The sequence below is a fragment of the Roseiarcus sp. genome (assembly GCF_049514155.1).
Classification (GTDB): Bacteria; Pseudomonadota; Alphaproteobacteria; order Rhizobiales; family Beijerinckiaceae; genus Roseiarcus.
Window position 1 is genome coordinate 1 of the sequence record NZ_JBEKVH010000078.1, and the last position, 17,233, is coordinate 17,233.

A 17,233-nucleotide genomic window follows, 5' to 3' on the forward strand; every position below is an offset into this window, starting at 1 on the left:
GCCGATCCCGATGCTCGACGGCGGCCACCTGCTGTTCTACGCCATCGAGGCGGCGCGCGGGCGGCCGCTGAGCCAAGCCGCGCAGGCGTTCGGCTTGCGGCTCGGCGCGGCGCTGGTCGTCGCGCTGATGCTGTTCGTGACCTTCAACGACATCCGCAGCCTGTTCGCCGGCTGAGGCGGCGGCGCTTAAGCTTCGGTGGCGCGGTCGCGCGACAGCGCGACGCCCTTGACCTGCGCGTGGACGCTCACCCCTTCGCTGAGGCCGAGGCGTTCCCATGAGCGGCGCGTGACGCGCGCCAGGATGCGGTCGCCGGCGCCGTCGGCGCCGAGGCCGAGAACGACGACGAGTTCGTCGGCGGCGACCGTCTTGATCGACAGCACGCGCGCCGGCAGAACGTTGAGGATCGAGCTTGGGCCGGGCGGCGCCGGCGCGAGGCTGACGTCGCCGGCAAGAACGCGCAGCCGCCGCCGCGCGCCGACTGGACCGAGCCGGCCCGGCGCGACGAACGCGCCGCCGCCGACCGCGACCGTCGTCAGGCCGTAAGAATCGTCGATCGCCGTGATCGTTCCCGTGAGCGTCACCGCGGCTCCGCGCGCCGCGGCGAGCGGCAGCGCCGGATCGCTCTGCAACTTGCCGAGCGGCCCCGCGGCGACGACGCGGCCGCGATCGATCAGCGCGAGATGGTCGGCGAGCCGCTCGACCTCAGCCATGTCGTGGGTGACGTAGAGCGCCGGCAGCGACAGGCGGTCGTGAAGTCGCTCGAGGAACGGCAGGATGTCGGCCTTGGCGGCGTCGTCGAGCGCCGACAGCGGCTCGTCCATCAGCAGCAGCCGCGGCTGCGACAACAGCGCGCGGCCGAGCGCAGCGCGCTGGCGCTCGCCGCCGGAGAGATCGCGCGGCGCGCGGTCGAGAAGCGGCGCGAGGCCACAGAGGTCGACCACTTCGTCCCAGCCGACCGCCGGCGCCGGCCCCGCGCCGGCCGGCGGCGCGCCGAAGCGTAGATTGGCCTTGACCGACAGATGGGGAAAGAGACTCGCCTCCTGGAACACGTAACCGAGCGCGCGGCGATGGGTCGGCGCGAACAGGCGCGCGCCATCCTGCCACAACTCGCCGTTGACGCGGCAATGGCCGTCGCGGACGCGCGTCAGTCCGGCGATGCAGCGCAGCAGCGTGGTCTTGCCGCAACCGGAGGGACCATAGAGCGCCGTCACGCCGCTGGGCGGCGCATCGAGCGCGAAGTCGAACGCGAACGCGCCGAGCCGGCCGGCGAAGCGCGCGTCGATGCCGGCGCCCGCGCTCATGGCCGCCCGCGCGCGAAGCGCTTCTCGATCGCGATCATCGCCAGGATGACGACGAAGGCGAACACGACCATGCCGCCGGCGAGCGCGTTGGCCTTGCCCCACTCGCCTGTTTCGACGTAGTCGAAGATCGTCGTCGACACGACTGCGGTGCGGCCCGGGATCGCGCCGCCGATCATCAGCACGACGCCGAACTCGCCGACGGTGTGGGCGAAGCCGAGCACCGCGCCGGTCAGCAGGCCGGGGCTGGCGAGCGGCAGCGCAACGGCGAAGAACGCGCGCGACGGCGAAGCGCGCAACGTGGCGGCGACTTCGAGCGGCCTGTCGCCGACGGCGGCGAAGGCGTTGCGGATCGGCTGGACGACGAACGGCAGCGAATAGACGACCGAGCCGACGACGAGACCGCCGAAGGTGAAGGCGAGAGTCGACGCGCCCCACAGCCTGGCGATCGCGCCGCCCGGCCCGTGCGGGCCGAGGGCGACCAACAGGTAGAAGCCGAGTACGGTCGGCGGCAGCACGATCGGCAGCGACACGACCGCCGCGATCGCCTCCTTCCACCACGCGCGCGAGCGCGCGAGCCACCAGGCGAGCGGGGTGGCGATGATGACGAGCGCGATCGTCGCAACGGTCGCGAGTTCGATCGTCAGCGCGACGGATTGCAGCGGGCCGGACGTCAAGCGCGGCGGTTCCGGTTCACTCGAGGCTGTAGCCGTACTTCTCGATGATCGCGCGCGCCTCCGGGCCCTTGAGGAAGGCGAGGAAGGCCTTGGACGCCTCGTCGTCGGCGCCGGTCTTCAGCAGCACCGCGTCCTGGCGGATCGGCGCGTAAAGGTCCTGCGGCACGACCCAACGTGATCCCGCAGTGACGCTCGCCAGTTGCGACAAAGCGACGAAGCCGAGCTCAGCGTTGCCGGTGTCGACGAATTCGAACGCCTGGGCGATGCTGTTGCCCTGGACGATCTTCGGCTGAATCGCGTCGTAGACGCCGAGCTTAGTCATCGCCTCGACCGCCGCCGCGCCGTAAGGGGCAGACTTCGGATTGGCGATCGACAGCTTTGCGAAGGCGTTCGCCTTCAACGTCTCGTCGCCCTTGGTCACGTCGAGGCTCTTGCTCCACAGAACGAGCTTGCCGATCGCGTAGGTGAAGCGGCTGTCGGCGACCGCGAGGCCAGCCTCGACCGCGGCTTTCGGCCGATCGGCGTCGGCCGACAGAAACACTTGATACGGCGCGCCCTGCTGCATCTGCGCGTAGAATTGGCCGGAGGCGCCAAAGCTCAGCGCCGCCTCGTCGCCGGTCTTCGCTTTGAACGCCGCGGCGATCTCTTTGGCCGGCGCGGTGAAGTTGGCGGCGACCGCGACCTGGGTCTGGCCGGCCAGCGCGGGGCTGGCGGCGGCGGCCAACAGGCCGGCGAGTGCGATCAGAAGGTTTCGGCGCGCCATGTTCGAGCTCCACGATTTCGGCGAAGGGCTCATTCTACGCGATCGTCCGTGAAGTCCAAACGACGCGGCGCCGCACCTATTCGAGCATGATCGGCTGGCGCTCCCAGACGAGCAGCACGAGGCAGCCCTCTTCGCTGACGACTTCGTGCTCGGTGCCGGGCGCGTTGAGCGCGAAGTCGCCCGCCTTGATCAGGCCCTGCGCGTCGGCCTGGCTGCCGCTGATGACGATCACCCGCTCCCAGCCCGCATGGCGGTGACGCGGCGCGCGCGCGCCGGGGCGATAGCGCAAAACCGCCGCCGCCGCCCCGCCGTCGGGATCGCGATGCAGCCACGCCGCTTCGATTCCCTCGCGGAACGGCTCGAAACGCAGCGCCGACGGGTCCGTCAGCAGATCGCAGATGATCAGTTGATCGCCTCCAGGATGGCCGCGACTGGAGCGGTCCAGCCGACGATGCCGCCCTGCACGGGCGCCATCGCAGGCGCCGCCTGCTTGAATTTGGGGAAATAGCCTGCCGTTGCGTCCTCGGCAAGTTGGCGTCTTCAGTGTCCGGCCATCGCTCGGCCGATCGCGGTGCGGTCGGCCGCCGCGGCGGTCGTCTCCAGCACGATGCGCCCTTCCGACATGACGAGCAAGCGGTCGGAGAGGTCGAGAAGCTCGTCGAGATCCTCGCTCACCAACAGCACCGCCGCGCCGCGATTGCGCGCGGCGACGATCTGACCATGGATGTCGGCGACCGCGGCGAAGTCGAGGCCGAACACCGGATTGGCGGCGACGAGGATATGCACCTCGCCGCCGAGTTCGCGCGCCAGAACCGCGCGCTGGACGTTGCCGCCGGAGAGCGAAGCGATCGGCGCGTCAGGCCCCGGCGTCTTGACGCGATAGCGCTTGATCAGACCGCGCGCGGCCTCGCGCATCGACCGGCCCGACAACCAGAATCCGTTCGCCATCGGCGGGCGGTCGAAAATGCGCATCGCCATGTTCTCGGCGACGCTCATCCGGCCGACGCAGGCGTTGCGCAGCGGCTCCTCCGGCAACAGCGCGAGATGGTGGCGCTGCGTCTCGGCGCGCCGAGCGAAGTAGACCTCGCCTTCGACCAGCATGCGGCCGCCGGTCGCGTCGCGCTGGCCGGCGAGCACTTCGACCAGTTCGCTCTGGCCGTTGCCGGACACCCCGGCGATGCCGACGATCTCGCCGGCGCGCACCGCCAGCGTCACGCCGCGCACCGCCTCAGCGCCGTCGGAATCGTCCGCCTTGAGATCTTCGACCGCCAGACGCACCGCGCCGGGCGCGACCTCGGCGCGCGCGACCGGCGCGGCTGGGCGGTCTTCGCCGATCATCATCGCCGCCATCTTGTCGACGGTGAGCTCGGCGACCTTGCCGGTCCCGGCGAGCTTGCCCTTGCGCAGCACCGTCACCGCGTCGGCGTAGGCCAGCACTTCGCGGAACTTGTGGGTGATCAGCAGCGCGGTCAGCTGGCGCTCGCGCGCCATGTCGCGGATCGTTCCCAGCATCTGGTCGGCTTCCTGCGGGGTCAGCACCGACGTCGGCTCGTCGAGAATGAGGAAGCGCGCGCCGAGGTAGAGCTGCTTGAGAATTTCCGCCTTCTGCTTCTCGCCGGCGGCGAGCCCGTGCACCGGCGTGTCGAGCGGCGCAGCGAACGGCATGCCGGCGATGAACGTCGACAGCCGTTCGCGCTCGCGCCCCCAGTCGATCACCTCCGGCGTGTCGGCCCGCGCCATCACCAGATTCTCCAGCACCGTCATCGACGGCACCAGAGTGAAGTGCTGGTAGACCATGCCCAGGCCGAGGCGCGCCGCGTCGCGCGGATTGCGGACGTCGACCTCGCGGCTGTCGAGCAGCAGCGAGCCCTCGTCGGCGTGGTAGAAGCCCATGATGCATTTGACCAGCGTCGACTTGCCGGCGCCGTTCTCGCCGAGCAACGCGTGGACGCTGCCGGCGTCGACCCGCATCGAAACGTCGTCGAGCGCCGCCAGCGCGCCGAACCGCTTCGACATCCCCGCCGCTTCGAGGGAGAAGGCGCCCGTCATGGCAACGCGGCGACGACGCCGTCGGCGTTGGAGACCGCGCCGAACACGCCGCCCTGCATCTTGATCATCTTGATCGCGGCGTCGTGGTTGCCGCGGTCGGTCGCGCCGCAGCAGTCCTCGAGCAGCAGACATTCGAAGCCGCGGTCGTTGGCCTCGCGCATGGTGGTGTGGACGCAGACGTCGGTGGTGATGCCGGTCAGCACGATGTTGCGGATGCCGCGCGCGCGCAGGATCAACTCGAGGTCGGTGGCGCAGAACGAGCCCTTGCCCGGTTTGTCGATGATCGGCTCGCCGGCGGCCGGCGCGAGGTCGGAAATGATCTCCCAGCCGGGCTCGCCGCGCACCAGGATGCGGCCGCACGGGCCGGCGTCGCCGATGCCGGCGCCAATGCGCTGTGAGCGCCAGCGCTTGTTGTCCGGCAGGTCGGCGAGGTCGGGCCGGTGGCCCTCGCGGGTGTGGATGACGTGGTAGCCCTTGGCGCGGAAGGCGGCGAGCGCGCGCTTGATCGGCTCGATCGGCGCGCGGGTCAGCGACAAGTCGTAACCCATCTTGTCGACATAGCCGCCGACGCCGCAGAAATCGGTCTGCATGTCGATGATGATCAGCGCGGTGTCGGCGGCGCTCCAACGGCCGTCGAACGGCCAGGGATAGGGATCGGCGGCGACGAAGGACATGGCGCGTTCCTTTGGTGCGATCGGCTACTTGGTGACGCTGAGCTCGCCGGGCGCGCCAGCGATGCGACGGCGCGACGACGACGACAGAACCAGGATGACGAGCGTCAGGATATAGGGCGCGGCGTTGAGCAGATAGGTGCCGGACGTGACGCCAACCGCCTGCAGCGCGGGCCCGAGCGCCCCAGCGCCGCCGAACAGCAGCGAGGCGCCGAAGCAGGCGATCGGGTTCCAGCGCGCGAAGATGACGAGCGCGACCGCGGTGATGCCCTGGCCGCTCGACAGGCCTTCGTTCCAACTGCCAGGATAGTAGAGCGACAGGAACGAGCCGCCGACGCCGGCCATGAAGCCGCCGAAGCAGGTGGCGTAGAGGCGCACGGCGATCGGCGAATAGCCGAGCGCGCGCGCCGCCTCGGCTGAATCGCCGACCATGCGCACGATCAGCCCCCAGCGGGTATTGGCGAGCGCCCAGCGCAGCGCGGGCGTCATCACGAGGCCGACGATGAACAGGCCGTTGACCTCCAACGCCGCGCGCACCTGCGGGATGTCGCTCCAGAAGCCGAGCGGCAGCGCCGGCAGCGTCGGCGCCCTGGGTTGCACCAGCGGCTTGCCGAGATAGAAGGCGAGGCCGGTGCCGAACAGCATCAGCGCGATGCCGACCGCGATGTCGTTGACGCGCGGCAGCGAGCAGACGCCGGCGTGCAGCGCGCCGAGCGCCATGCCGACCACGCCCGCCGCCAATACGCCCAGCCACGGGGAGCCGGTCAGATAGGCGACGCCGAAGCCGCTCATCGCCCCCATGATCAACGTGCCTTCTAGGCCGAGATTGATGCGGCCGCTCTTCTCGGTCACCAGCTCGCCGAGACTGACGAACAGGAATGGCGTCGAAACGCGGATCGCGCCGCCGAGAACCGCGATCGGCACGGTCCACAGGCCGAGGCTGGCGGCGGTCATCGGCCGATCCTCGCTTTCCATTCTCTGAGCGGCGGCAGGCCCTCGCCGGCGAGCAGCGCGACGAACAGGATGCCTTGCAGCACCAGCACGGCGGCGTCGGGCAAATCGAGGCGGCGCTGCAACAGGCCGCCGCTCGCGCCGATGCCGCCGAGCAGGATTGCGACCGGAATGACCGCCAGCGGGTGTTGGCGCGCGAGGAAAGCGACGAGAATGCCGGCCAAGCCGTAGCCGGCGGCGATGTTGGCGTTGGCGCTGCCCTGCACCGCGCCGACCTCGACCATGCCGGCGAGGCCGGCGGCGGCGCCGGCGAGCGCGGTGACGATCACCGTCATGCGGCCGACCGGCAGTCCGGCCATGCGAGCGGCGCGCGGATTGCCGCCGACGATGCGGGCGGCGAAGCCGAAGGTGGTGCGGCGCATCAGCAGCCAGGCGAGGACGCAGGCGATCAGACCGATCGCGAGGCCCCAGTGGACGTCCATGCCCGGCAGATTGCCGATCAGGTCGGCGTCGGGCAGCGGCCGCGTCGACGGCTTGTTGAGGCTGGCGGGGTCCCGCATCGGCCCCTCCACCACCTGGTTCATCACCGCGATGGCGATCGACGACAGCAGCAGCGAGGAAATGGTTTCGTTGACGCCGCGCCAGTGCCTGAGCGCGCCGGCGAGCGCGATCAGCGCGCCGCCCGCGGCCATTCCGGCGATCGCCATCACGACTTGCACGACGATCGCCGGCGCGCCGTGGTCGGCGAGCGGCAGGCCCGCCGCCATCGCCGCGAGGCCGCCGAGGACAAACGCGCCTTCGCCGCCGATGATCACCAGTCCCATCTGCGCCGGCAGCGCAGTGCACAGGGCGGTGAGCAGCAGCGGCGAGGCCCGCAACAGCGTATTCTGCCAGGAGAACCAGGAGCCGAAGGCCCCGACCCCCATCAGCTGGTAGACTTCGAGCGGATTCTTTCCCGCCGCGGCGACGAACAGGCCGAACAGCACGATGGTGGCCGCCCCCGCCGCGAGCGGCGCGGCGAGCGGGTCAAGGACGGCGGCCAGAGCGGTGCGGGGCGGCGGCTCGGCGTCCACGCCCGGCGTCCCTTAGCTGGTCGAGCCGATGACGCCTTCGACGAGATAGCCCATTTTCTCGAGCTCGATGTCGGTCTGGCCGCGCATCGTGCCGGCGGCGATGACGGTCGCGCCCTTGTTGTCCTTGATCGGGCCGGCGAAGATGACGAAGCCGTCGCCCATGAACTTGGCCTTGACCGCGTCGGCCGCGACCTTGGCGGCGTCTGGCACGATCGCCGAATAGGGCGAGGTCTTGACGATGCCGGCCTTGAGACCGCCGCGGATCAACCCCGGGATGGTCTTGCCGGCCTTGAAGTCGTTGACCAGCGACGGATAGAGCGCCTCCCAGTTCCACTCGGCGCCAGTGAGGTAGCCCTTGGGCGCGAGCGCCGCCTGGCTGGCGTGATAGCCGCAGGTGAACAGGCCGCGCTTCTCGGCCGTCTCGATCACCACCTTGGGGCTGTCGACGTGGCAGGTGACGACGTCGACGCCCTGATCGGCGAGGCTGTTGGTCGCCTCCGCCTCCTTGACCGGCATCGACCAGTCGCCGGTGAAGATCACCTGGGTGGTGATGGTCGGGTCGATCGACCGCGCGCCGAGGGTGAAGGCGTTGATGTTGCGCAGCACCTGCGGGATCGGCTTGGCGGCGACGAAGCCGAACTTCTTGCTCTTGGTGACGTGGGCGGCGACGATGCCGGAGAGATACTCGGCTTCGTCGATGTAACCGAAATAGCTGTGGACATTGTCCGGCAGGCCTTCGTGCCACAGCCCGCCGCAATGGAGGAAAGTGACGTTCGGATACTTCTTCGCTTCCTTGAGGATATGCGGATCGAAATAGCCGAACGAGGTCGGAAAGAGCAGCGTCGCGCCGTCGAGGTTGATCATCGACTCCATGGTCTTTTCGACGTCGATGGTCTCGGGCACCCGCTCTTCCTCGACGACCTTGACCCCCATCGCCTTGACCGCGGCGGCGCCGGCGGCGTGCGCCTGGTTGTAGCCGTAGTCGTCCTTCGGGCCGACGTAGATGAAACCGACCGTCAGCGAGCCGGCCGCGCGCGCCGAGCCGAGCGGCAAGGCGGAAAAGACGGCGCCGGCGGACACGCCGGCGAGGACGGCGCGGCGCGAGATCCGATAATCCTGGGTCATGCTGGAGCCTTTCCTTGGCTGCGGGACGGCGATTGAATGCGTCGGACGGCGCCCGCCTCTTGCATACAAGAAACAAATTGCGTGCCAGCCATTCTAAAATTGACAATATGATATAAATATCAACATAGTATATGAAATGTCGCCGCATTTTACGAGTAGCGTTCGGTGCTTGATGCTTATTATTTGCGTCCAAATCCTAGGCAATGCACAATAAGTGCTCATATTCCCGCCGTCGATCGTCGCGGCGGGGTCGCAAAAAATCGAGTTGCCAAAAATCACCCGTGTATTGAAGATATTAGGTTGACACGGGTTCGGTCAATGCGCATACGATCTTGCATGCACGTTGCGAATCTGCCGTTTCTTTCGCGACTCGGCGCAGGAGCGGCGAACCCACAGCGCCAGACGCGCGCCACCGAACTCGCCGCGGCCCTCGCCGACGAAATCCTACGCAGCCGCCTCGCTCCAGGCCAGCGGCTCGACGAGCAGGAGCTCGCCCAGCGCTTCGGGGTCTCGCGCACGCCGGTGCGCGAAGCGCTCGGCCAGCTCGCGGCGACCGGCCTCGTCGAGCACCGACCGCGTCGCGGCGTGACGGTCGCCGTGGTCTCGCCGCAGCGGCTGCAGGAAATGTTCGTCGTCATGGCCGAACTCGAGGCTTCCGCCTCGCGACTCGCCGCTACGGCGATGACGCCCGAAGAGCGCCAGGATCTCGAGGCCCTCCACCGCGCGTCGCAGGCCGCGGTGCGGGACGGCCGCATCGACGAATACGAACGCTTCAATCAGGACTTTCATTCGCGCCTCTACGCCGGCTGCCACAACGGCTATCTGCGCGAGCTGCTCAACGCGACCCGCGCGCGCCTGGCGCCGTTCCGACGCGCGCAGTTCAATCTGCGCGGCCGTCTCGCCGCCTCGTGGCGCGAGCACGACGCCGTCGTCGAAGCGATCCTGCGCGGCGACGGCGACGGCGCGGCGCGGGCGATGCGCGAACACTTGGCGACGGTGAGCGGCGCGGCGGCCGAATACGTCGCCATTCAGACCCATCAGCTCAGCGCCTAGCGCGAGCGTCAGGAGAGCCGCCTTGGACATTCCCGTCCATTCGATCGCCGCCTTGCGCAAGGGATACGCCGAGGGGCGTTGGAGCGTGAAAGCCGTCGCCGAAGCGGCGCTGGTCCGCGCCGCGGCGGCCGAGGCGATCGATCCGGCGATCTGGATCGCGCGCGTCGCAGCCGAACAGCTGCTCGCCGAGGCGGCGGCGCTCGACGCCAAGGGGCCCGCGGGCCTGCCCCTGTTCGGCGTTCCATTTGCGGTCAAAGACAATATCGACGCCGCCGGACTGCCGACCACCGCCGCCTGCCCCGCCTTCGCTTATCGCCCCGAGCGTTCGGCGACCGCGGTCGAGCGGCTGCGCGCGGCCGGCGCGCTGCTCGTCGGCAAGACCAATCTCGACCAGTTCGCCACCGGCCTCGTCGGCGTGCGTTCGCCCTACGGCGCGCCGCGCAGCCCGTTCGATATGCGCTACGTCTCCGGCGGCTCGAGTTCCGGTTCGGCGGTCGCGGTGTCGCGCGGCCTGGTCAATTTCGCGCTCGGCACCGACACCGCCGGTTCGGGCCGCGTCCCGGCGGCGTTCTGCAATCTGATCGGCCTCAAGCCGAGCCGCGGCTTGATCAGCGCCGCCGGCGTCGTGCCGGCCTGCCAGTCGCTCGACTGCGTCTCGATCTTCGCCACCAATGCCGACGACGCGGCTGCGGCGCTGTCGGCGGCGGCGGGCTTCGACCCGGCCGACCCCTATAGCCGCGCGCCGCTAACGCCGATCGACGGCCCGCTGCCGCCGGCGCCGAAGCGCTTCCGCTTCGGCCTGCCGCGCGCCGCCGACCTCACGTTCTTCGGCGACGCGGAAGTCGAGTCGCTGTTCCGCAAGGCGGCCGAACGGCTCGCGCGCCTCGGCGGCGAAGCGGTCGAGATCGACCTCGCGCCGTTCTTCGCCGTCGCGCGCCTGCTCTACGACGGACCATGGGTGGCCGAGCGCACCGCCGCAGTCGGCGAATTCCTCGTCGCCCACCCGGACGCCGGCGATCCGACCGTCGCCGGCATCATCTTGAAGGGCCGCGAGGTCTTGGCGCCGGCGGCGTTCGACGCGCTGCACCGGCTCGAGGCGCTCAGGCGCGAATGCGAATCCGCCTGGCGCCAGATCGACGTGCTGCTCGCGCCGACGACGCCGACCGCCTACACGGTCGAGGCCGTGCGCGCCGATCCGCTGAAGCTCAACGCCAACCTCGGCCGCTACACCAACTTCGTCAATCTGCTCGACCTCGCCGCAGTGGCGGTTCCCGCCGGCTTCGGCGCGAGCGGCCGGCCGGCCGGCGTCACCCTGATTGGTCCGACCCATTCCGATCGCGCGCTGCTCGCGCTCGCCGACGCGCTGCATCGCGCCGGCGAGGCGACCGTCGGCGCGCTCGGCCTGCCGCTGCCCCCACCCGGCCCGCGCGCCGGCGCGTGGAGCGACGGCGGCGGCGTCGATCTTGTCGTCATCGGCGCGCACATGAGCGGATTGCCGCTCAACCGCCAGCTCGCCGACGTCGGCGGCCGCTGCGTCGGCGGCGCGCGCACTGCGCCGATCTATCGCCTCGTCGCGCTTGCCGCCCTCGATCCGCCGCGTCCCGGCATGGTGCGCGTCGAAAAGGGCGGCGCATCGATCGAAGCGGAGATCTGGCGCCTGCCGACCGCCGCCTTCGGCGCGTTCGTCGCCAGCGTCGAACCGCCGCATGCGATCGGCAAGGTCGCCCTCGACGACGGCCGCTGGCTGCCGGGCTTCCTTTGCGACGCGGTCGCCGCGACCGGGCAACCGGACATCGGCGCCTATGGCGGCTGGCGCAACTGGCTCGCCGCCGAAGCCGAGCGCGGCCCACAGGCGCGCGCCGCGCGCTGAGGCGCACGCGGCGTCACGACGTCGCACTCGGCAAAAACGCCCCTCGGTCTCGGACTTCGAGCGGACCGGCAGAGCGGTCGCCGACGACGACCGATCGCCGCGCCGCCGCGGCGCGCGGTCGAAACGTCAGACTTGAATCGATTTAGCGATCAATGCGCCGTTCGTGAGGAAAGACGGGCCGCGCCGAGACGCGGAACCGGAAGCGATGGTGGAGCCAGACGGAATCGAACCGACGACCTCTTCAATGCCATTGAAGCGCTCTCCCAACTGAGCTATGGCCCCGAATTCTTTTTGCCAGGCCGCTTGTCCCTTGGGGCGGGGCGGCGTCGTCCGGCGGCGCGGCTTATAACCGCAAATGCGCGCGCCCCACAAGGGCTGTTCGCATGTTTCTTGCGCGGCCCTCGGTCGCGCCGCGCGTTCAGGGCTCCTCGTCAGGCGCGATGTCGCCGTCGATGAGGTTGGTGACGTCGTCCTCGTCCTCTTCTTCCGCTTCGATGAAGGGATCGTCGGGCTCGGCTTCTCCCTCCTCGACGTCGACGTCTTCGACCGCCGGCTCGGCGGCCTTCTCCTCGCTCGCTTCGACTTCGTCGAGCGACACCAGCTCGACGCCGACGGGCGCTATGACCTCGTCTTCCTCGACTTCCACCTTGGCGGCGGCGCGTTCAACGCGCGCGGCGCCCTGGAAGATCGTGCCGCATTTCGGGCAGACGATCGGGTCCTTGTTCATGTCGAAGAACTTCGCGCCGCAGTTCTGGCATTGGCGCTTGGCTCCAAGCTCGGGTTTGGCCACTGGCGACTTTTCCCTGCTACTGAGGCGGCTGTCGTTCGGACGCTCCCGTTAGTCGGCGGCGCCGCCTGTGTCAATGCGATTCGGCGGGCGCGGTCGACAGCGCCGAAAGAGGGTGTTACGAGCCCAGCCCCAGCCCGGCCCAAAGCCGGCGACGTGAGGTTTTATCAGCCGAATGTCCGCTTCCGCGACGGCCGCCGCCCAGCCGCTCAGCGCCGAGCGCAGCGGCCCGCTCAGAGGGCGCGCCCGCCCGCCCGGCGACAAGTCGATCTCACATCGCGCCTTCATCTTCGGCCTGCTCAGCCGTGGCGAAACCACGATCGAGGGCCTGCTCGAAGGCGACGACGTGCTGCGCACGGGCGAGGCCTGCCGCGCGCTCGGCGCTCGCGTCGAGCGGGTCGGCGAGGGACGCTGGCGCGTCGGCGGCCTCGGCGTCGGCGCGATTCTCGCGCCGCGCGCTGCGCTCGACTTCGGCAACGCCGGCACTGGCTCGCGGCTGATGATGGGGGTGATCGGCGGCCACGGAATCCTGGCGACCTTCGACGGCGACGCGTCGTTGCGCAAGCGACCGATGCGGCGCGTGCTCGATCCGCTGCTGTTGATGGGCGCGCAGGTGATCAAGGAGGCGGAGGGCGGGCGCTGCCCGATCACGCTGCGCGGCGCGCTCGATCCGGCGCCGATCCTCTACCGCACGCCGGTCGCCTCGGCGCAGATCAAATCGGCGGTGCTGCTTGCGGGCTTGAACGCGCGCGGCCGCACCACCGTCGTCGAAAGCGAGGCCTCGCGCGACCATACCGAGAAAATGCTCGTCCATTTCGGCGCCGAAGTCGCGATCGAGCCGGTGGGCGAGGGCCGGCGGATCACCCTGACCGGCCGCCCTGAGCTCAACGCCCGGCCGGTCGTCGTGCCGGCCGATCCGTCGTCGGCCGCCTTTCCCATCGTCGCCGCGCTGGTCACGCCGGGCTCCGACGTCGTGATCGAAGGCGTGATGATGAATCCGCTGCGCGCCGGCCTCATCGTCACCCTGCTGGAGATGGGGGCGCGGATCGAAGCGCTCGGCCGGCGGCGCGAAGGCGGCGAGGAGATCGCCGACCTGCGCGTGCGGGCGAGCGAACTCAAGGGCGTCGAAACGCCGGCTTCGCGCGCGCCTTCGATGATCGACGAATATCCGATCCTCGCCGTCGCCGCCGCCTTCGCTCATGGCGAGACGCGGATGAACGGCTTGCGCGAGCTGAGGGTCAAAGAGAGCGACCGGCTCGCCGCCGTCGCCGCCGGCCTCGCCGCCGCGGGGGTCGAGCGCGAGATCGTCGGCGACGATCTGATCGTTCAGGGCGACGGCCGGCCGCCGGCCGGGGGCGGCGTCGTCGCCACCCACCTCGACCATCGCATCGCCATGAGCTTCCTGGTCATGGGGCTGGCGTCGCAGAAGCCGATGGCCGTCGACGACACGGCGATGATCGCCACCAGCTTCCCCAATTTCCGCCCGCTGATGGAGAGCCTCGGCGCGCGGTTCGTCTGAGCCGCCCGACCGGCGTCAGTGCGCGCGCTGGACGGCGAATTCGACCGCGTCGAGCAGCGCGTGCTTCCACGGCGAGGGCGGGAACAGTTCGAGCGCGTCGCGCGCCATCGCGCCGTAGAGGCGCGCGCGTTCGACCGTGCCCTCGAGCGCGCGGTGTTTCTTCATCAGCGCCAGCGCCGTTTCCAGATCGCCGTCGGCGATCTCGCCGGCTTCCAGCGTGCGGCGCCAGAATTCGCGGTCGGCGGTCGAGCCGCGGCGGAACGACAGCACCACCGGCAGGGTGATCTTGCCCTCGCGGAAATCGTCGCCGACGTTCTTGCCGAGCTTGGCCGCCGAACCGCCGTAGTCGAGCGCGTCGTCGATCAGCTGGAAGGCGATGCCGAGATTGGCGCCGTAATCGCGGCAGGCCTCGACCTCCGCCTTGCCGCTGCCGGCGAGGATGGGGCCAACCTCGCAGGCGGCCGCGAACAAGGCCGCCGTCTTGGCGCGGATCACTTTGAGATAGGCGTCCTCGCTGGTCGAGGTGTCCTTGGCGGCGGAGAGCTGCATCACCTCGCCCTCGGCGATAACCGCCGCGGCGGTCGACAGCACGTCGAGACAGGGCAGCGAGCCGACCTCGACCATCATCTTGAACGCCTGGCCGAGCAGGAAGTCGCCGACCAGCACGCTCGCTTCGTTGCCCCACAGCACGCGCGCCGCCGCCTTGCCGCGGCGGAGGTCGCTTTCGTCGACGACGTCGTCGTGCAGCAGCGTCGCGGTGTGCATGAACTCGACCGCAGCGGCGAGCTTGACGTGGCCGTCGCCGCCGTAGCCGCATAGGCCCGCCGCGGCGAGGGTGAGGATCGGCCTGAGCCGCTTGCCGCCCGACGAGATGAGGTGGTTGGCGACTTCGGGGATCATTTCGACGTCGGAGCCGGCGCGCGACAGGATCGTCTGATTGACCCGCGCCATGTCGTCGGCCACCAGGGCGACGAGAGGCTCGATCAGCCGCTCAGGCGACTTCTCCTCGAGCGGAACGACGATACCCACGGGCGTTTCCCTTGCCAGCGCCAGACCGCGCGACCATAAAGACGCCCAGGCGAGCCGGCAAGGGCGCCGCCAGCCGAGGCCGCGCGATGATCGAGCTCGTTCGCACCAATGATCTCGTGCTCATCTCGTTCGTCGAGAGCGTGCTGACGCAGGCCGGCGTGCGCTTCTTCGTCGCCGACAATCACATGAGCGCCGTCGAAGGTTCGCTCGGCTTCCTGGCGCGCCGCATTCTCGTCGATTCCGACCAGCACGCGCACGCGCGCCAGTTGATGCATGAGGTCGGCCTGTCGCGCGAACTCAGCGATGGCTGAGCGGGAGGCGACCAGCCTCGACGCGATCCTCGGCGGCCGGCTGCGGTTGCGCCAGACGCGCGGCGGCCATCGCGTCGGGCTCGACGCGATCCTGCTCGCCGCGGCGGCGGGGGCGCCGGTCGCGCGGCTTACCGACGTCGGCGCCGGGGTCGGCGCGGTCGGCCTGGCGCTGCTGCAGCGTTGGCCGCGGGCGACGGGCGAGCTGATCGAGATCGACCCCGAGCTCGCCGCGCTGGCCGAGGCGAACGCCGCGCTCAACGGCCTCGCCGATCGCGCGCGCGTGGTCGTCGCCGACGCGCTCGACGCCAAGAGCCGGCGCGCCGCCGGGCTCGCGGACGAAGCGGCCGAGCTCGTCGTCGCCAACCCGCCCTACCTCGCCGCCGAGGCGGCGCGCGCCTCTCCCGACCCGCGCCGCGCCCGCGCGCATGTGGCGGGGGAAAGCGCGGCGGCGCTCGCCGACTGGGTCGTCGCCTGTCTGGCGCTGCTGGCGCCGGGCGGGCGCTTCGTCATGATCCAGCGCGCCGACGCGCTGCCGGCGCTGCTGCCGGCGCTTCAACGCCGGCTCGGCGACCTCGCCTTGCGCCCCGTCCATCCGCGCGCCGACGCGCCGGCGATCCGGCTGCTGATCTCGGGAACCAAGGGCTCGAAGGCGCCGTTACACATCCTGCCCGGCCTGACCCTGCACGAGGCCGACGGCGCGGCGACGACACTCGCGGCGGCGATCCAGCGGGGGGAGGCGACACTGTAGACGGGGGCGCGGAGGGGCCGACAAGTCGGTTACGCGAGAGAGCGAGATCAAGGCGTTAGGCGCCAAAACGCGCGCGGATTTGCGACTGGGGCGGCGCCTGGCGGGATTGGCGAATTCGTATCCCGCCTCCCGTAATGCCCGACGAGTGGTTTATGTATAAACCATTGTTAAATAGTATTAATCAATTCCGCTTGCGCCGCGTCACGACGGCCTCTGGATTCGTCGTTCCGTCTTCAAAGACGTTTCCGTCGCGGACCGAGCAGTCCGCGGGATCAGCAGCGATCGACCGCTGTTCAAGCCATCTGTGACTGATTGGGCTCCAGGCCCTGATGAGCGTGTCTTCCGATCGTTTGCCGTAGGCGATTTGCGCCGCGCAGGCGGAGAACGCGGAATTGAACGCGATCGCCACCTTTCTGACGGCGCCGCCGCCCGGATAGGGGGTGAAGAACGCCGCCGACGTCCCGCTGAAGTTGATCGCCCAAATGGTCGGCGCTTGAGCGTCGCCGACGCGGCGATCGATATTGCCGCTCCGGCCGTTGACTTTCGGCGTAACGCGCCCGAACATGTGACCCTGCGTGCCGAAATAGAGGCTGATGGTCATGTCGGCCGCGACGCTTTGAAAGTCCTCGTCGCCCTCGGGCCGTTGCACGCGCACTTCGCTCCACGTAATGACCACCGACTTTCCCGAGAGCCCAGGCGGGACGCTCGAATCGCCCGCCGCGCCCGATGGATGGCAGGACACGACAATCAGCCCAAGAACGATCGCCGCCAGTACGGTAGACGAGGGCGGGTTCGCGACCGCGCCGAGGCGTTGTCTGGCCATCGCTCTCCCTTCCGCGCGCTTCGCGGCGCGGAGACGCCGACCTTCTCCTGTCGGGCGATTGTCTTCGAGCGAGAATGGAGCAAGCGGACCTGAAGCGCAACCTGAGTTCGTGGCCGAATTGTTGAGATGGAGGCCTCGATCAGGCTGAGATTGCGGCTGTTGGCGGCCAACAGCAAGACGGCGGCGGCGCCGCGGGTTGTCGGTGCGCTTCTCAGGGTGTCGGCTCTCGATCGCAAGCCAAAGAGCGACGAATCTTCTGTCATCAAGACACACCGGTGTCGTGGCTTGCGAGGTGTTACGTGTTACCGTGTCAGCGCACTCAAGACTGATGAGCCTATGACGCTCTGCGCCGGTCGCCAAATAGAGACAAGATAGGCGCCCTTTGGCTGCAGCGATCCGCTTCTTGAAAGCCCGACGGCTGAGGATTGGCTCGCCACGCCTTCTCTTTTCGAACCTATTCGACCGCGCAGGCGGCGCTCACGAGA

The 17,233-nt window shown here is 69.6% G+C and carries 18 protein-coding genes and 1 tRNA gene; 6 read left to right on the forward strand and 13 right to left on the reverse strand.

Annotated features, from left to right (window positions below; translation table 11 throughout):
* Positions 1-175, forward strand: a 175-nt coding sequence (locus ABSF49_RS12490) for a site-2 protease family protein (protein WP_424112994.1), incomplete at its 5' end; no start/stop codon positions are given.
* Between the two features lie 11 nt (positions 176-186).
* On the opposite strand, the gene modC is transcribed toward ABSF49_RS12490, so the two are convergent.
* The 9 genes from modC to ABSF49_RS12535 form a co-directional block, all read right to left on the reverse strand.
* The gene (modC, locus tag ABSF49_RS12495; RefSeq protein WP_424112978.1) at positions 187-1,302 is read right to left on the reverse strand and encodes a molybdenum ABC transporter ATP-binding protein; all 1,116 of its coding nucleotides are present in this window, start codon (positions 1,300-1,302) and stop codon (positions 187-189) included.
* Positions 1,299-1,976 (reverse strand): molybdate ABC transporter permease subunit, encoded by a 678-nt coding sequence (gene modB / locus ABSF49_RS12500; RefSeq protein ID WP_424112979.1) that lies wholly within the window; start codon positions 1,974-1,976, stop codon positions 1,299-1,301. Before modB ends, modC begins: the two co-directional genes overlap by 4 nt.
* A 16-nt stretch (positions 1,977-1,992) precedes the next feature.
* Positions 1,993-2,739 (reverse strand): molybdate ABC transporter substrate-binding protein, encoded by a 747-nt coding sequence (modA, locus tag ABSF49_RS12505; RefSeq protein WP_424112980.1) that lies wholly within the window; start codon positions 2,737-2,739, stop codon positions 1,993-1,995.
* Between the two features lie 76 nt (positions 2,740-2,815).
* Entirely contained in the window at positions 2,816-3,283 is a 468-nt protein-coding gene (locus ABSF49_RS12510) for a cupin domain-containing protein (protein ID WP_424112995.1), read from the reverse strand.
* Positions 3,280-4,755 carry an ABC transporter ATP-binding protein gene (locus ABSF49_RS12515; protein ID WP_424112981.1) on the reverse strand — a complete coding sequence of 492 codons (1,476 nt, stop codon included), beginning with the start codon at positions 4,753-4,755 and terminating at the stop codon, positions 3,280-3,282. Before ABSF49_RS12515 ends, ABSF49_RS12510 begins: the two co-directional genes overlap by 4 nt.
* Before the next feature lie 29 nt (positions 4,756-4,784).
* On the reverse strand, positions 4,785-5,462 hold the full coding sequence (gene biuH, locus ABSF49_RS12520; RefSeq protein WP_424112982.1) for a biuret amidohydrolase: 678 nt from the start codon (positions 5,460-5,462) through the stop codon (positions 4,785-4,787).
* 24 nt (positions 5,463-5,486) lie between these two features.
* Positions 5,487-6,413: an ABC transporter permease gene (locus ABSF49_RS12525; protein WP_424112983.1), complete on the reverse strand. Its 927-nt coding sequence runs from the start codon at positions 6,411-6,413 to the stop codon at positions 5,487-5,489.
* Positions 6,410-7,483 carry an ABC transporter permease gene (locus ABSF49_RS12530; RefSeq protein ID WP_424112984.1) on the reverse strand — a complete coding sequence of 358 codons (1,074 nt, stop codon included), beginning with the start codon at positions 7,481-7,483 and terminating at the stop codon, positions 6,410-6,412. Before ABSF49_RS12530 ends, ABSF49_RS12525 begins: the two co-directional genes overlap by 4 nt.
* 12 nt (positions 7,484-7,495) lie before the next feature.
* On the reverse strand, positions 7,496-8,608 hold the full coding sequence (locus ABSF49_RS12535; protein WP_424112985.1) for a BMP family ABC transporter substrate-binding protein: 1,113 nt from the start codon (positions 8,606-8,608) through the stop codon (positions 7,496-7,498).
* Between the two features lie 336 nt (positions 8,609-8,944).
* Between ABSF49_RS12535 and ABSF49_RS12540 the strand changes: the two genes are divergently transcribed.
* A complete protein-coding gene (locus tag ABSF49_RS12540; protein ID WP_424112986.1) occupies positions 8,945-9,661 on the forward strand; it encodes a GntR family transcriptional regulator in 717 nt (238 codons plus the stop codon).
* A gap of 22 nt (positions 9,662-9,683) precedes the next feature.
* The gene (gene atzF, locus ABSF49_RS12545; protein ID WP_424112987.1) at positions 9,684-11,531 is read left to right on the forward strand and encodes an allophanate hydrolase; all 1,848 of its coding nucleotides are present in this window, start codon (positions 9,684-9,686) and stop codon (positions 11,529-11,531) included.
* Between the two features lie 206 nt (positions 11,532-11,737).
* On the opposite strand, the gene ABSF49_RS12550 is transcribed toward atzF, so the two are convergent.
* Positions 11,738-11,813 (reverse strand) — tRNA-Ala (locus ABSF49_RS12550).
* Positions 11,814-11,949: 136 nt separating this feature from the next.
* Positions 11,950-12,321 (reverse strand): TIGR02300 family protein, encoded by a 372-nt coding sequence (locus tag ABSF49_RS12555; protein ID WP_424112988.1) that lies wholly within the window; start codon positions 12,319-12,321, stop codon positions 11,950-11,952.
* A gap of 172 nt (positions 12,322-12,493) precedes the next feature.
* Between ABSF49_RS12555 and aroA the strand changes: the two genes are divergently transcribed.
* A complete protein-coding gene (aroA, locus tag ABSF49_RS12560) occupies positions 12,494-13,837 on the forward strand; it encodes a 3-phosphoshikimate 1-carboxyvinyltransferase (protein ID WP_424112989.1) in 1,344 nt (447 codons plus the stop codon).
* Positions 13,838-13,852: 15 nt separating this feature from the next.
* Here the strand turns inward: aroA and ABSF49_RS12565 are convergent, their stop codons facing one another.
* Positions 13,853-14,866, reverse strand: coding sequence for a polyprenyl synthetase family protein (locus ABSF49_RS12565; RefSeq protein WP_424112990.1), 1,014 nt, complete (start codon positions 14,864-14,866; stop codon positions 13,853-13,855).
* Positions 14,867-14,952: 86 nt separating this feature from the next.
* Between ABSF49_RS12565 and ABSF49_RS12570 the strand changes: the two genes are divergently transcribed.
* Positions 14,953-15,177: a putative signal transducing protein gene (locus ABSF49_RS12570; RefSeq protein WP_424112991.1), complete on the forward strand. Its 225-nt coding sequence runs from the start codon at positions 14,953-14,955 to the stop codon at positions 15,175-15,177.
* Positions 15,170-15,925 (forward strand): tRNA1(Val) (adenine(37)-N6)-methyltransferase, encoded by a 756-nt coding sequence (locus tag ABSF49_RS12575; RefSeq protein ID WP_424112992.1) that lies wholly within the window; start codon positions 15,170-15,172, stop codon positions 15,923-15,925. The genes ABSF49_RS12570 and ABSF49_RS12575 overlap by 8 nt, the downstream gene beginning before the upstream one ends.
* A gap of 181 nt (positions 15,926-16,106) precedes the next feature.
* Here ABSF49_RS12575 and ABSF49_RS12580 read toward each other — a convergent pair whose 3' ends face one another.
* A complete protein-coding gene (locus ABSF49_RS12580; protein WP_424112993.1) occupies positions 16,107-17,021 on the reverse strand; it encodes a hypothetical protein in 915 nt (304 codons plus the stop codon).
* Between the last annotated feature and the right edge of the window lie 212 nt (positions 17,022-17,233).